We start from the raw sequence: 15334 nt of genomic DNA on the forward strand, positions 1-15334 counted from the left end.
GCTGTTATGATGAAATTGAAATGAGGGATAAAAATGGAATCTACAGAAAAAGTCCTAATCGTAGATGATGAGATTGGTATTTTAAAATTATTAGAAATTACGTTGCGGAAAGAAAACTTTATAAATATTGATACTGCCTCAACGGGCAAAGGAACACTACAGCTTGTAAAAGAAAATCATTACGATATTATTTTGCTCGATATCATGCTGCCAGATATAAGTGGCTTTGAACTTTGCACAGAAATACGCAAGCATACAAATACACCCATTATTTTCGTCAGTGCTCGCTCTACAGATTTTGATAAATTAACGGGATTGGGTATTGGTGGAGATGATTATATTACAAAACCTTTTAATCCGTTAGAGGTCATCGCTCGAATAAAGGTCATCCTTCGACGTCAAAAAATGTATGAGAGTTCTCAGCAACAGCAGAGTACAAAATTTGATTTCGGTTATTTTACTCTTAATCCTGAATCTGCTACATTAACCGTTCACAATCAGCTCGTTGAATGTACAGCTAAAGAGCTAGAGTTGCTACACTTCTTTTGTAAAAATCCAAATCGTATTTTTACAACTTCACAGCTTTACGAATTCGTATGGGGGAATGATGTATATGGTGAGGAGAAAACCGTCACGATTCATATTTCAAAGCTACGGAAAAAGCTTGGGGATGATACGCGTAATCCTAAAATCATTGTGAATTTAAGGGGCATTGGGTATAAATTCATTCCACCGAAAGAGGATTCTCTATGCGAATAAACACTCGATTTACGTTACATCTTGCGCTGGGGATTATTCTGTGGATGCTTTTGAGTGGAATTTGTATCGTTATCGGACTCGAAGGTATTCTTCCACTCTTTAAAAAATCTGTTAGTGAAGCTTATCAGAGTCTACTAGTCGCATGGATTTTCGGGTTTAGCACCATTGTTTGTATCGCTGTATTTGGTTGGTATTTTGGGGGTCCTCTTGGCTTTATAATGTCTTGGATTCATCAGCTATCACAAGAAGACTACACACAGCCTGCTGGACTTTCTAAAATCTATACCCGTAAAGGAAAGCTCCGCATGCGTTATATGTTATATCAAGAGGTACTTCAACACCTACAATCCTTATCCGGAAAATTAAAAGCTACTGAAACAGAACGCGAAAAGGTTGAACAAGCAAAACAAGAATGGATTGCTGGTATATCCCATGATTTAAAAACGCCATTAACGTATATAACAGGCTACTCTACGCTATTATTAAACGAACAATACGATTGGTCCAAAGAGGAGGCCCGTTCCTTTATTCAAGAAATTGCAGATAAAGGCAAGCATATGGAGGAACTTATTCAAGATTTAAGTCTCGTCATTCAGTTTAATAATACAGACGGTCAGTTACCCTTACATAAAACCAATCAGGATATTGTGGATTTTACAAAGAGAATCGTTGCTACTATAAGCAACAATCCACAGGCCAGTGACTATATATTACATTTTGAAGCCGATATATCTGTTATGAATATAGATTTTGACACTAAATTCATGCAACGCATATTACAAAACATTCTTATGAATTCCATTATCCACAATCCACCTAACACAAATATTTATACACAGATTTTTGATAAGGCTGAGCATGTAGAAATCCACATTGTGGATAATGGCGTAGGAATGTCTCAACACATGATGGAGAATATATTCCAACAATATTATCGTGGAACTACAACAGAATCTTCTTCTGAAGGTACCGGACTGGGCATGGCAATTGTTTATAAACTCGTACAAGCTCATAACGGCACTATCTCAGTACAGAGCGAACCTTCTAATGGGACAACGTTTATTATTATATTACCTAAAAAATAATATGAAAATTGAACATTTTTGGACTCCACCCGAGCAATTTGAGGCCTGCCAGAACCATTCATGAAATCGTATTGTTTTACATATATTTAAGAATCATAAATTGGTTCAATAAGGAGGATTCCATGCAATCTGAAAAATTGCGACTAAGAAAGATTCAACATCTTGCTCATGAAATTACTGATAAAATGAATAAAGGTGAAGAACTTACTCACTCAGAAATGTTGATTCCTATTATTGATAATTTATCTCGTGCCATTGGCGATTTAACAGATTCTTATGGACAGTATTCATTAGATTATGTAGAGGAAAAAGTGAAAAATGCTCATGCGCTTTTATTTAACAAGGAAAAAATAGATGTCTATTTATAAAGATATGGGTAAAGGGTAACCAAATAAATGGTTACCCTTAAAAATTTAATGCGTTTCAGGATTAAATGTCTTACAATCTGTTTCTTCACTATTAGATGCCTGTTGTCCCTTTTGACTTACAACATAGATTTTTTCTGCACCACATCTGTTTCCAGAGTTCCAAAATGTACAGTTATTAACTTCACAAAGAATTTCTTGTGCCATTATTTCCACACCTCCTCTTTTGTTATCATTAACAAAATCGAGGTATTTTAATACTTATTAATAGAAGGTTAATCTGCAAATAGGTTTTATTGTAATTAACGGAAGAACACCAATTCTGGCTATTTTCTAGTATCAAAGCATGCGAAGACCTAACCCCATAACCATTTGTGGCACTTTTTCCTTATGCTCTTTTCTTTCTTCTATATATATTTAAAAATGAATACTTGTAGAAGAAAAATAAAACTCAACTATCATTTACAGGTTATTAGACTTACGGTCTACATTATTTAACTTTTCAGATATTTCCTTTAACAACATATTACTTTCACGTTGAAGTTTAATCAAAGTAATCACAATCCATATAACAAAAAGAATTGGTAGAATATTAACCGTTATAGGTATTATTGAAAAGAATCCGCTCATATGTCCCGTTCCTCCTATATATATATTATAAGCCCCGTTAAGAAGGGATTATAATTTAATATCTGGCAGTCATTTTTAGTTCATTACCCGAAAGAGTCCCCTTTAACCAGACATTAGAACCACCCCAACCACCTAACCAAGATGCACTTGCTGAAAATATAGATTCTTTGCTTGTGAAAGTTAAACTTGTATCAGATAAACTGCCTAATATGCTCCAATGATTTGCGTCATAAGCATTTGTGATTTTTGAATTATTAATATTACTTTTTGGTATATTGACATCAACATAGTAACTCATACCAAGGTTAGGCCTAATATGAGAGACTTTATAAGAAGATTTTCCATAAGGGAATAAATAACTCCATCCATTCCCACGTGGAGTAATTCCATCTTCTTCTCTCTGAATCAGTTCAATCATAATCGTAATCTCATTTCCATCATCGTCAATATATGTTTCTGATTGAACTCCATTTTCAAAAAGGTCAAAACTAATTTCAATTTCGCTTTTTTCCTCGTTCACTACCTCACTTGCTTTGGCTTCAGAGATATTATAAAAACCTAAAACACTGATTAAAAATACTAACAGTCTTATCAATCTTTTTTTCATAAAATACTCTCCTTTACTTTTTTCTAGTTATGTTAAAACCATACCATCAGCTATAAAATTTTAAAAATCACATTTTTCCGCAAATTAATCAAGTATTGATAAAATGATATAAATCTGTCCTTTTTGACCAAAAACGCGAATTTAATACCTCATTTTCACGAAAAAAGATACTCTTATCTAGATCAAGCCATGCTCACCAATATCAAACGAACACGACCAGTCAATTAGAAGTATCCGTTGATGATAAGGAATGGATATGAGCGTTTTGCCGCATGAAATGTACAATTGGTTAGTAAGTTTAACAATTGCTAACCTTATTACAAATTAGGGAATTTAAAAAGAAGCACGTATCATAGCATGCACTATTTTATACACGCTGCAGGTAGTAAAAACGCTGACAAACACGGATAAAATCCTATATACACAATAACTGGTTGTTTCATAAAGAAGGAAGTAGTGCCAAGGAATTATCCCTTAGCACTACTTCTACATCATACGTGAATCTAGGACATGAAAAGCGCGAGAAATCAATATTTCTAAATTTGATTTCTCGCGCTTTTTAAAGTTTTGACCAGTGATGTCCCAGCCTCTTTACCTTGTTATTCAATAACTTTTGTTGGTGTTGCCTCTTGAACAATTATCATGCCATCATATGCCTCAGCAGGTGTCATTTTAATTGTATAAAGCATCTGTGTAAACTTGTACCAGAAGCTAAAATCATCGCCGATATTACCCATTCGTTGTTTTTTTGCCACGATTTCGGCTAACTCCTGAGATTCACTAGCTTTTTTAAAGTCTACATAGAAAATATTTTCCTTCACTTCGCTGAAAGCATCTATTAATGCGTTGTGATGCTCAATTGTATAATCTTTTCTTTCACCAGACCCATTTTGTGCCTGAAACGTATTGTTAACAAAGTCCGTTCCAATGGCAAAGTACGCATCTTTATACACTTCGTCTAAGTATTGGCCCATAGATTTGTATCCTGCCATATTTGCAGAAGTTTTCTCTATATGTCCGTTATGAGCAGACATTAGTACTTTATCATGACCTTGAGCCGCTTCAAAATCAACTATCCATTGTAAGTTCTTAGCTAAATATTCATCACGAAGACTCATATAATTACCGTCATTTAAAAATAATTGCGTCCGCTGCTTTATGATTTGTGCATATTGAGCAGCAAATAAGTAAGCTTCTTTCGATGATTGCTTTTCATAAGAGTCTTTATTTGTTTGTAAATCCTTTATGATTGCATCAATATTTTTATCAAGTTCCTCTAGCTGACTAGTTGATAAATCTCTCATTGTTTTATTCGATACATCTTTTAGCTGTGCCTTATATTTCTTAGCACTTTCACTATTGACCACTTCGTAATAGTCTAGCAACCCTTTTTTACTATAATCATAGCGTTGCATATCGTTACCATAAAAATAAATTTTATCTTTCTCATCGGCAGTCTTGTTATAATCATGCATCCACTGAACAAACTCAATCATTTGCTCCGTTTTATAGATACCATAATCCAAAGCTTTTACCGCTTCCTCAGCTGTGCCAGTACCATTTAAAATAAACTGATTAATTTGCTGAGCACCACCAAAATCACCTTCTAAAACAAAAACATGAACATTTTCATTTTTAATTAGAGCCTGAAATACATCCTTCTTTAATGTTTGGAATTCAACGTTTCCGTGTGTTGCTTCTCCAAACCCTATTACTTTCACATCATTTGGAATATCGATATCTTCAACTGAGGATGTATATTTTGAAGCATCCTTAACGGCTTCTCCCTTGCCGCATCCCGCCAATGAAAATAAAAGAAATAGAGCTGAAATTAATAAAAAGCTCCTTTTAATAAATACCATTAATAAAAATCTCCTTAATCTATAAAAAAGTTATCCTATGTTAACCTGCTTGTACCGAAAGCGAAGCGTTAGGTACAGTTAAACTACCTATAATCGCCCGATTGGTGAAGACAAATAATCAGTGGATGAAATAAATCCCCACTGATTAAAGTTCACTTTATACAGCTTTTCGTTGGAAATATAAATAGCCTCCAAGGAAAAACAGTACGAATCCTCCGCCTACAACTGTTAATAATTGATCCCAAGGCACGAAGAAAACATCACCTGTATTGCCTCCTACATTCATCATCAAGAAGGGCTGACCCCATGGATAGTAAGGCCCAAAACGCGCTGAGTTGACTGCTAGTATAGACGGTAAAGTAAATACAACGTTTACTGCAAATGGAGCAGCAAAACTTTTAAACATAATGGACGTCCAAAGCTGCAACGCGACTAATGGCATTGTCGCTAACCATCCGCCAAAAATACTTTTCCACACAATTTCCATCGGGAAAGGATCTGAGTAGCCTTTCATAAGACCTACTGCATATATAGAACATAAATATAGTATCTGCATCGCCATCACAAGAAGCATAATTAATACATACTTTGCGACAAACACTTTCCCTCTTGTTACAGGTAGTGCTAAAAGTTGTTTCCAGCCACCTGATTGATGTTCGTATCTACAAATAAGACTCGCAAACACTCCTGAAATTAAAGGTAGAAATAATAATGCATACAATAAATTCATAGAAATTAATGAGCTATACCATTCATTAATTCCGGAATCTGCCATATCACCAAAATTCGATGTTAATCCTATAAAAAGTCCGATTATAGGTCCTGCCAAAATTAATGGCACCATTTTTGATTTACGTAATTTAAACCATTCAGCGCTCAGTATAGACCACATTTACTTTACATCCCTTCTTGCAAAATCTATCATTCCGATAATATACAGTAAAATACCAATGCCTACTCCAAGCATGACATTAATAACGGGCTCATCCCATTGATTCATTAACGATGGCCATTTCCAAATCATCCAGTCAGGCAATACAAATGAGGAATAAGCAAAAATCACGCCGAAAATACCTACTGTAATTGGTATCCCCTGATTATGACAAACGCTTGCAATCCAAAGCTGAAGTGCCAATATTGGCAACGCGGCAAAATACGGATAATAAGCAAATTTAGCAAGTTCCGCATATGGTATGCTATCTCCTAAATCTAAAAACACTCCATAAGCCATTGACACTAGCATTAATATCGTGGAAGACATAAACAATAAAATTGCTAGAACAGTGAATTTTGATAAATACACTGTTAATTTAGAGACCGGTAGTGCAATTAATTGCTTCCAAGCGTTCGTTTCATTTTCAATGCTTGCCATAAATGAAGTTAATATAGCAATCCCTAAAACTATAGCAAGTGAAGTAAATGAATGAACGTTTAATAAATAGTAGCCCCAATCGTCCTCGCTTTGCTGTAACAAATAGTCCTTCCTTATACCGTAATTCACCATTTGTAGGGCAACAACACCTATTGGTCCTAAAGCTGTTAAAAACCATAATCCTTTGCGTTTAATTTTCAAAAAGTCAGCAGTTAACAGTTTTCCTATCATAGCGCTTGCTCTCCTGTTGTCATTTGAAGGAAAATCTCCTCTAATGATCGTTTCTCTTCCTCTACTCGATAAACCGAAATGCCTTCTTGTACAAGGATTTGTACAATATGTGCTACCTTTTCATCTGAGCATTCATCGAATAAAATTAGGTCATCCTTATGTTCTGCTTTAATACCATTTGCAACTAATGATCGCCAGCCCTTTTCACTATCGCTCACTTTAATTACTACCTTTGGCTGAGCAAATCTACGCATTGCTTCAATTGAATCTTGGAAAATCATTTTCCCCTTTGTAACAATACCTACTTGTGTAGCCATTTGATCAATTTCAGATAATAGATGGCTTGAAATAATAATTGTCATTCCATACTCTGAAGGAAGTCGTTTAATCAAATTACGAATTTCGATAATACCAGATGGATCAAGACCATTCGTTGGTTCATCTAAAATAAGTAATTCAGGGTTATGTAACAAAGATGCAGCGATACCTAAACGTTGCTTCATCCCAAGAGAAAAGCCCTTTACTTTTTTATCTGCAGCATCCTTCAAACGAACAATTTCTAATACTTCATCGATGCGTGATTTCGGTACACCTAAAATTCTTCTTAACGCTTCCAAATTTTCATAGGCCGTTAAATGTGGATAATAGGAAGGGTTCTCTACTAATGAACCAACCTTTGATAAAATATGAATCCGTTCCTTCGTTGAATCTTTTTGGAAGATTTTAATTGTCCCAGAAGTAGGCTTCATTAGACCAAGCAGCATACGAATCGTCGTCGTTTTCCCTGCTCCATTCGGCCCTAAAAATCCATATATTTCACCTTTACGTATTTTTAAATTTATATTTGATACAGCTTGCTCTTTACCAAAGCTCTTTGATAAATTTTCTGTTTGTACGATATATTCCATTGTCCTCACCTCTGTAATTATCATAAGCAATGAAGGTTAAAAACAGGTAAGGTCCAAGTTTAAATTTTGTTTAAAAAATGCTCTCAACCATAACGTGGGGTTGATTTCCGTTCCGGCTGGGCGCTTTTATTGCTGCCGCTTCGCTTTCGCGCAGAGCAAAGCTTCCTGGGGGCTATGCACAATTTTTCATCTGGAATAAAAAAAACAGCATGCCATAAGCTTTACTGGCATACTGTTTGGACAATTACTGAAATGAAGCCATGCCTTAGCATGCTTCATGAAATATTCTATTTGTAGTGTTTAATTTTAATCTTCGTGCCGGATTCGCTGGACTCAATATCCCATTCTAAATCCATGCCCTTCACCATAATATCAACTATTGATAAGCCAATACCAGCACCTTTGGCATCGGATTCATTTTTCATTCCTTTTCCGTGATCCTTTATGATAAATGCATCATAGTGCTCCGTAGATTCAGTTTCCACACCAATGTATTTCCCGCTATTCGCATGACGTAAAATATTTTGAAATAGATTATCGAATACACGTCCAAGCCATATCGAATCAACTTGCCATTCGTTTTTCTCAAATGAATGTAGCTCAATATCGATTTCAAAGCCTTCCTTTTCGAACACCGGATACCATGTCGTCATTTGTTCTCGTGCAAAACGTATAACGTTGATGTCTTTCGGCTCAAATTTATATTTACTAGCCATCAGCAATGTATAAGACATTAAATTTTCTATTAAAGCGTCAATATTCACAATCGACTTTTCCATTGCCTTTATCGCTTGCTTTCCATCCTCCGATAATGCCTCTTTACTAATTGAATAGGATTGTGCTCGTATTTTCGTTAATGGTGTTCGTAAGTCATGTGATAAATTAGCAATCAATTCACGTCGTAGCTGTTCTTCCTTCTGCTCACGATTTTTACTCTCCCTAAGCTCACACACCATACGATTAAAGCTATGTTCAAGCTGACCAATTTCGTCCTTCTTCTTGACCTTCGTTTCAACAGGTAAACCATCTACATCACGTATTTCCATCGCTTCCTGGAGATGCAATAATCGTTTTCGAATCCCTCTGAAGAATAAGAAAGATATAGCAATGAAAAATAAAATAATCGCAATAACGCCAACAATTAAGAGGTTCCCATATTGTTCATAAACATTTTTAAGAGGTGGATTAAACACTTCTCTAGGAATCTCAAAAACGATAAACCCATTCGATTCGTCCTGTCCTAAAAAAGCTATAACTGTAAACGGATCTTCCCCATAATGATCTTTTATAAATTTTGTCGTAAATGCTGGCGTCCATTTTAATGGTAGCTGCTCCGTCACATTCAATGTTGTAAGTAATGTACCGTCCTCACTTACCCAAAACATGGATGATTTTGGGTATTGATCCTTCCATTCTTTAAAATGCTGAGCAATCGTTTCCTCTGTGACATTTTTTATACTTTTAGCTTCTACAAGCCATTTTTCCTCTACTTCGCTTTCCCTGAGAACATCACTTGAAAAATCAGTTTTTCCTATTCCAAACATAAAAGCTGCAATAGCAAAGTATGATAATTGAACAATGGAGATGGCTAAAAAAATAATCAACATATACTTTACTAATAATGATCGGAAAAATTTCATAGTTTCACCCTATATCCAATGCCACGTATAGTTTCGATAATCGTCGGCTTGGCTGGATTTAATTCTATTTTTTCTCTTAAGTATCGAATATGCACCATTAATGTTTTATCGCCTTCTATGTAACTTTCACCCCAAACACCTTCATAAAGCTGTTCCTTCGTTAAAATTTGATTTAAGTGGCGAATAAAATACTGTAATAGATAGAACTGCTTTCCTGTTAATTGAATTTCTTCATCGGTCTGCTTATTGATAATCCGCATATCTTTCGTATAAATTTTTAAATGCTGCAGATCTAATACATCATCATTCTTTTGATATCTCCTTAGTAAAACTTCGACACGAGCTATAAGTTCATCTGGGTGAAATGGCTTTGTTAAATAATCATCCGCGAAGTTAAGCCCCTCTATTTTATCCTCTACAGCAGTTCGTGCTGACAACATTAAAATCGGGATTTCTTTATTTTCCCGCTTAATTCTTTTGCCAATCGAAAAGCCATCCAAGCCTGGAAGCATGACATCCAATATAGCAATATCCTTAGAGGCTATGTGCTGATCGACCTCTTCACCCGATTCAAGCCATGTAACCTCATATCCTCTTTCTGTTAAATCCTTTGTCACCCATTGGCCAATCTCTTTTTCATCTTCTATGTACAATATGCGATACAATGGTAATCCTCCCAATCTAAACTAGATTTTAGAAATAAATGTTATTCTGTATTATACGATTTCATAGATTTGTACTCAATCGTTGTCTGTAAAGTGAGAGAGTCATTGAATAAATCACATCTAAGGCTAGGGGTATGTCGATAAAATTAAAAAGTTAGGCGATAAATTTTAAAAGTTGGGTGATAAAATCAAAAAGTTGGGTGATAACTTTTAAAAGTTGGGCGATATCTTTAAAAATCCGTCGATAAACCAAGCTAACCATAAAAAAACGTATTTGGAACCCCCAAATACGTCTCTCTTTTCAGCTATTTGTAATAATCAACATATCATTATCATCAAACTGCCACATGTCCCCATAAGCAACTTCCCAATAGTAGCCATTTGGATCTTGGAAATAACCACTATAGCCACCCCAGAATACAGTTTCTGGCTTTTTGACAATTTTCGCCCCCGCCTTTTTAGCCAAATCAAACACTTGATCAACTTCTTCTTTCGACTTTCCGTTATAAGCAAGCGTAATCCCATTAAAGTCATTGCAGATAGCAGGTGGATTTGCCTCGTTTATATCTTTTACTAAACGGTCAATCGGAAACAGTGAGATTTTTGTTCCTCCATTATTAAAGAAAATAACATCTGGATTGGTTTCCTCACCATAAACAATTACTTCAAACCCCAGACCCTCTCTATAAAATCTAAGAGACTCCACCATATCTTTTACACCCAATGTAATTAAATTTAAACGATTCATCTATCCATCTCCTTTAAATCAATTTCGCCTTGGTGTAATTGTTGCTGTCGCTTCGCTTTCGCACAAATAATCATTGTTACTGTCGCTTTGCTTTCGCTACAGAAAACATTTTTGCTGAATGAAGATAAAAGCATCAATTACTTATTCTATTTCAAGCAGCAAATACCCTTCCACCTTCTGGTAACCGTTTTATTTTACTTCTGTCCAAAACCCTCAACGTAGATATTTCCGTAACGATCAAATTCGGCTTCATTCATTTGTCTTATCTTAATGGGCGAATCCTTTATTTTCCCTACCATCTCTTCATTTAGCTCACAATATAATGTTGCATGAAAATCACTCTGATAAAGGCCGGCGTTATGTAATTTTTGTAGTGAAGTAGCATTTGCGTATTGTGGAGCTAAATCAAAACGAGCTGGTATTTCTCTTGCTCTATAAAAGCTAAGGATTTTTTCTATAGTATTCTCCGAACTAAAACTATCGCCCTTTACCACATTGTAAGAGGGACCGGGAATGTTCTTAATTGCGAAAGCATAGGCGCCATCAAATTTACCAACCTCCACTCCCATTGCATTGTTCTGAATTTCCTTAATTGCATTAAGCCTTGATTCGAACATCTTTATTTCGGTCACTTCTAAGTGATTTGCCAAGTTTTTTGTTGTTACCATACGCTCACCAACCCTTTTCGAAGATTTCTACCACTAATTGTAACGTACTCAGAGGACCGAACCATGTAAATTAATAAAAATTTCTTACAGTGAACCATTGATATCTCACAAAAGTAACCTCCACGTTTCTATGAAACCAAAAAGTGCGTACTTTTTTTTGCAATAGCACGGAAGCATAATAAGAAAGCAACAAAGCACAAGTGAAAATTGGAGGACAGAAAAATGATTAATCATTTACAAGATAAAATTACATTAAATAACGGCTTACAAATGCCTGGTATGGGTCTAGGCGTATTTCAAGTACCGAATGATGTTACAGCAGAAATGGTGAAAAATGCGATTGAGGTTGGTTACCGTAGTATCGATACTGCTGCTATTTATGGTAATGAAACAGGGGTTGGTGAGGTATTAGTCAGGCACTAGCAACTACTGGGTTAAAACGTGAGGATTTATTTATTACATCAAAAGTATGGAACGATGGCTTGAGCTATGAAGAGACAATTGCAGCATACGAGGACAGCTTAGAAAAATTAGGGCTAGATTATTTAGACCTATATCTCATTCATTGGCCAGGTAAAAATAAATTTGCTGAAGCTTGGAGAGCACTCGAAGATTTATACGAGCAAGGGAAAATTAAAGCTATTGGGATATGTAACTTCCAAGTTTCGCACTTACAGGATCTTCTTAAAATAGCTCGTATCACACCAGTTATTAACCAAGTAGAACTACATCCACGATTGCAACAAACTGAGGTACGTTCGTTCTGCGAAGAGCACAATATACAAATGGAAGCTTGGGCACCATTAATGCAAGGTGGACTCCTCGATAATGAAACTATTTCAACAATAGCTGAAAAATACGAGAAATCAAATGCTCAAGTGATCTTACGCTGGGATATTCAAAATGGTATCGTCACAATTCCAAAATCTGTGCGTAAAGAACGTATGATTCAAAACGCTGATATTTTTGATTTCACCCTAACTGATGAAGAGATGGCGATCATTAACGCTATGAATCTAGAACAACGTGTTGGACCAAACCCAGATGTGTTTGACTTTGTCATGTAAACGATAGCTATGTAAACGTAAAAGAGACTGTCTAATTTTCTTCTCGTGACAGTCTCTTACCAATCTATTTAAGATGTATGCATCATCGCGATATCTTCATCACGTTGCATTAACAGTACATCTTCACCTTTATCTTGTAGCTTTTCGATATGTTTTTCACCCCAAGTGCAAAGGATGTTCAGCACAGGGTCCATTTCTTGACCATAAGGTGTTAACGAATATTCAACTTTCGGCGGTACTTGATTGAACACCTTGCGATTAATTAATCCAGACTGCTCTAATTCACGCAATTGGCTTGTTAGCATTTTTTGCGAAATGCCTGGAATCAATCGGCGAAATTCATTCGTACGAATCTGACCATGGTGGTTAAGATGACAAAGAATAATAGGTTTCCATTTGCCCCCAATGACTTCAAGAGTGGCTTCAACACCAATATTATAAACTTTTTTCATTGTAAACCCCCTGTAATATTCAAAAGTAACTAAAAGTACCCTACGAACTTTTTGGTATGTATGAATATTACTATACACTATACAAAAAATCAAAGGAGATATTATTAGAATGAAAGATACAAAAGTGCCGAATGCCAAACTAACATTACTCGCACTTGCCATCAGTGCATTTGGTATCGGCTCTACAGAATTTATAAGCGTCGGATTACTTCCATTAATTACAAAAGATTTTGATATAACATTAAGTACTGCGGGCTTAACCGTATCCATATATGCACTAGGTGTAACTATTGGTGCACCACTTTTAACAGCATTAACATCGCGCCTTAGTCGCAAAAATGTGTTATTGCTCGTCATGGTACTTTTTATTATCGGGAATTTACTTGCAGCTCTAGCACCCTCATTCTCATTACTAATTGCCGGCCGTATTATTTCAGCATTAGCACATGGCGTGTTTATGTCTATTGCCTCTGTTATCGCTGCAGATGTTGTGGCACCTAATAAACGAGCAAGTGCAATAGCTTTTATGTTTACAGGGCTAACATTAGCAACTGTCACTGGTGTCCCGCTAGGAACTTTTATTGGACAAGTAACTGATTGGCGAATGTCGTTCATTTTCATTGTTCTCATAGGCATCATTGGATTAATTAGTAATGCCCTGCTCGTGCCAAGTCACTTATCGAAAGGTAATCCAATATCCATTCGAGATATTGGTAAAGTATTAGGGAATATTCGAATGTTATTAATCCTCTTTATTACTGCAATTGGGTATGGTGGCGCATTCGTTGTATACACCTATGTTTCTCCTATTTTAGAGCAGTATATGGGCTACTCACCAAAGGCAATTGTCGTGATCTTAGTTGTATATGGTATTTGTGTTGCCATCGGTAATACATTAGGTGGTCGTTTTGCGAATAATAACCCTTTACGTTCTATTTTTATTATCTTTATCGGCTTAGCATTGGCAGTACTCGGCATCGGCTTCTTTTTGGAATCATCAATCATTGGATTATTGATGGTCTTTATGATGGGGCTATTTATGTTTATGAATGTGCCAGGATTACAGCTTTATGCCGTTCAGCTTTCAGAAAAGTATATACCATCAGCTATTTCAATGGCTTCAGCATTAAACATTTCAGCTTTTAACATTGGCATTTTTCTAGGGTCATACATCGGAGGATTCATCATTCGTCATCAATCATTAGCTCATACTCCTATATACGGATTCGGCATGGTGATGATTGCTGCAGCTACTACATTTCTATGGTTACTCTTTGATAGAAACAAACTTTGAAGATTTATCGGAACAAAATCTCATTTTATCGGAATCTTTTCTCGTTTTATCGGAACAATTTCAATTTTTATCAACGGGTACCTCCTCAGGGATTAGTCATAGTTGAGACCCTGGAGCGAAGCGGCAGCAACAAATGGCTTTTCTGTGCGAAAGCGAAGCGGCAGCAACAAATGGCTTTTCTGTGCGAAAGCGTAGCGGCAGCAACAAATGGCTTTGTTGTACATAATATAAGGTATCAGCATAGGATAGGAGGAATTTAGTTGTATTACAATCCTTATCCGTATTTTGTCTATCCTAATTATTATCCGGCATGGGTAATGGCAAATCAGCCAACAATTCAACACCCTTCTAGCCATCTAGCAATGCCGACAAACCCAACGAATAGAAGTCCATTTCCAATCGTCAATACAAAGAAATTGAAGACTTCCGCGAAACGGATCAAGGATATTATGCAGCAAGCACAATTACTTACGGATAAAATTGATGAATCAGAGCAATTTGCACATGATCTTATGGACGCGGCACAACAATCAAAGAAAACAGAAGTTGAAAAGTTAATTGCGTCAACAGGCATTACTATAAAATACGAAACTACCTATACACCAGATGGATTTCGTATAACATTTACTGAAAGTAGCTGTTGTAAACTAACATTAATTTTGGGTTGGTGAAGAGTTGGTCCTTTGAAGAGGGCCACTTTTTTTGCCTTTAGCATCTTTATGAATTTTAACCTTGTATCCCTATCGAACTTGTAAACTATAAATAAATATGCTAAAGTATTTGTAATTGTTATTTCTGAAAATTCTTATATTATTTTTTCTTATCAAGAGAGACGGAGGGATTGGCCCTATGAAGTCTCAGCAACCAGCCTATAGGTATGGTGCTAATTCCAATTGGCAAAATTCAGCCTTGAAGATGAGAAGACTTACTTATGTTGCATTGCACAAGAGTCCTCTTCTTCAAGGAGGACTCTTTTTTATT

At 35.9% G+C, this 15334-nt stretch carries 16 protein-coding genes, 1 pseudogene and 1 riboswitch; of the genes and pseudogenes, 6 read left to right on the forward strand and 11 right to left on the reverse strand.

The window, feature by feature from the left end:
* The first annotated feature begins 33 nt into the window (after nucleotides 1-33).
* The 3 genes from ACQKNC_RS12385 to ACQKNC_RS12395 all read left to right on the forward strand — a co-directional run bounded on the left by ACQKNC_RS12385 (nucleotide 34) and on the right by ACQKNC_RS12395 (nucleotide 2212).
* Nucleotides 34-759 carry a response regulator transcription factor gene (locus ACQKNC_RS12385; protein ID WP_427425146.1) on the forward strand — a complete coding sequence of 242 codons (726 nt, stop codon included), beginning with the start codon at nucleotides 34-36 and terminating at the stop codon, nucleotides 757-759.
* A complete protein-coding gene (locus ACQKNC_RS12390; protein ID WP_427425147.1) occupies nucleotides 750-1844 on the forward strand; it encodes a sensor histidine kinase in 1095 nt (364 codons plus the stop codon). The genes ACQKNC_RS12385 and ACQKNC_RS12390 overlap by 10 nt, the downstream gene beginning before the upstream one ends.
* Nucleotides 1845-1966: 122 nt before the next feature.
* Nucleotides 1967-2212 (forward strand): group-specific protein, encoded by a 246-nt coding sequence (locus ACQKNC_RS12395; protein WP_427425148.1) that lies wholly within the window; start codon nucleotides 1967-1969, stop codon nucleotides 2210-2212.
* Nucleotides 2213-2257: 45 nt separating this feature from the next.
* Here ACQKNC_RS12395 and ACQKNC_RS12400 read toward each other — a convergent pair whose 3' ends face one another.
* The 10 genes from ACQKNC_RS12400 to ACQKNC_RS12445 form a co-directional block, all read right to left on the reverse strand.
* Nucleotides 2258-2416 carry a DUF1540 domain-containing protein gene (locus tag ACQKNC_RS12400; protein WP_082172635.1) on the reverse strand — a complete coding sequence of 53 codons (159 nt, stop codon included), beginning with the start codon at nucleotides 2414-2416 and terminating at the stop codon, nucleotides 2258-2260.
* 478 nt (nucleotides 2417-2894) lie between these two features.
* Nucleotides 2895-3446: a DUF5626 family protein gene (locus ACQKNC_RS12405; protein WP_427425149.1), complete on the reverse strand. Its 552-nt coding sequence runs from the start codon at nucleotides 3444-3446 to the stop codon at nucleotides 2895-2897.
* A gap of 599 nt (nucleotides 3447-4045) precedes the next feature.
* Nucleotides 4046-5308, reverse strand: a complete 1263-nt coding sequence (locus tag ACQKNC_RS12410) for an erythromycin esterase family protein (protein WP_427425150.1) — start codon at nucleotides 5306-5308, stop codon at nucleotides 4046-4048.
* A gap of 157 nt (nucleotides 5309-5465) precedes the next feature.
* Nucleotides 5466-6200 carry an ABC transporter permease gene (locus tag ACQKNC_RS12415; protein WP_427425151.1) on the reverse strand — a complete coding sequence of 245 codons (735 nt, stop codon included), beginning with the start codon at nucleotides 6198-6200 and terminating at the stop codon, nucleotides 5466-5468.
* Nucleotides 6201-6911 carry an ABC transporter permease gene (locus ACQKNC_RS12420; RefSeq protein ID WP_427425152.1) on the reverse strand — a complete coding sequence of 237 codons (711 nt, stop codon included), beginning with the start codon at nucleotides 6909-6911 and terminating at the stop codon, nucleotides 6201-6203.
* A complete protein-coding gene (locus ACQKNC_RS12425; RefSeq protein ID WP_427425153.1) occupies nucleotides 6908-7819 on the reverse strand; it encodes an ABC transporter ATP-binding protein in 912 nt (303 codons plus the stop codon). Before ACQKNC_RS12425 ends, ACQKNC_RS12420 begins: the two co-directional genes overlap by 4 nt.
* Nucleotides 7820-8106: 287 nt before the next feature.
* Nucleotides 8107-9459: a sensor histidine kinase gene (locus ACQKNC_RS12430; RefSeq protein WP_427425154.1), complete on the reverse strand. Its 1353-nt coding sequence runs from the start codon at nucleotides 9457-9459 to the stop codon at nucleotides 8107-8109.
* Complete coding sequence (locus tag ACQKNC_RS12435; protein ID WP_427425155.1) at nucleotides 9456-10124, reverse strand: response regulator transcription factor; 669 nt, start codon at nucleotides 10122-10124, stop codon at nucleotides 9456-9458. The genes ACQKNC_RS12430 and ACQKNC_RS12435 overlap by 4 nt, the downstream gene beginning before the upstream one ends.
* Nucleotides 10125-10425: 301 nt before the next feature.
* On the reverse strand, nucleotides 10426-10872 hold the full coding sequence (locus ACQKNC_RS12440) for a VOC family protein (RefSeq protein WP_427425156.1): 447 nt from the start codon (nucleotides 10870-10872) through the stop codon (nucleotides 10426-10428).
* Between the two features lie 194 nt (nucleotides 10873-11066).
* Nucleotides 11067-11540: a GNAT family acetyltransferase gene (locus ACQKNC_RS12445; protein ID WP_427425157.1), complete on the reverse strand. Its 474-nt coding sequence runs from the start codon at nucleotides 11538-11540 to the stop codon at nucleotides 11067-11069.
* A 222-nt stretch (nucleotides 11541-11762) separates the two neighbouring features.
* Here ACQKNC_RS12445 and ACQKNC_RS12450 point away from each other — a divergent pair.
* Nucleotides 11763-12607, forward strand: a pseudogene (locus ACQKNC_RS12450) (aldo/keto reductase).
* A gap of 68 nt (nucleotides 12608-12675) precedes the next feature.
* On the opposite strand, the gene ACQKNC_RS12455 reads toward ACQKNC_RS12450, so the two are convergent.
* Nucleotides 12676-13059, reverse strand: a complete 384-nt coding sequence (locus ACQKNC_RS12455) for a winged helix-turn-helix transcriptional regulator (protein WP_427425158.1) — start codon at nucleotides 13057-13059, stop codon at nucleotides 12676-12678.
* 109 nt (nucleotides 13060-13168) lie between these two features.
* Between ACQKNC_RS12455 and ACQKNC_RS12460 the strand changes: the two genes are divergently transcribed.
* Together ACQKNC_RS12460 and ACQKNC_RS12465 are read left to right on the forward strand one after the other, a co-directional pair.
* Nucleotides 13169-14353, forward strand: coding sequence for an MFS transporter (locus tag ACQKNC_RS12460; protein WP_427425159.1), 1185 nt, complete (start codon nucleotides 13169-13171; stop codon nucleotides 14351-14353).
* A 260-nt stretch (nucleotides 14354-14613) separates the two neighbouring features.
* A complete protein-coding gene (locus ACQKNC_RS12465; RefSeq protein WP_427425160.1) occupies nucleotides 14614-15024 on the forward strand; it encodes a hypothetical protein in 411 nt (136 codons plus the stop codon).
* A gap of 146 nt (nucleotides 15025-15170) precedes the next feature.
* A riboswitch (SAM riboswitch) is annotated at nucleotides 15171-15275 on the forward strand.
* The last annotated feature ends 59 nt before the right edge of the window (nucleotides 15276-15334 follow it).

Source organism: Lysinibacillus sp. NPDC094177 (assembly GCF_050279145.1).
Taxonomy (GTDB): domain Bacteria; phylum Bacillota; class Bacilli; order Bacillales_A; family Planococcaceae; genus Lysinibacillus.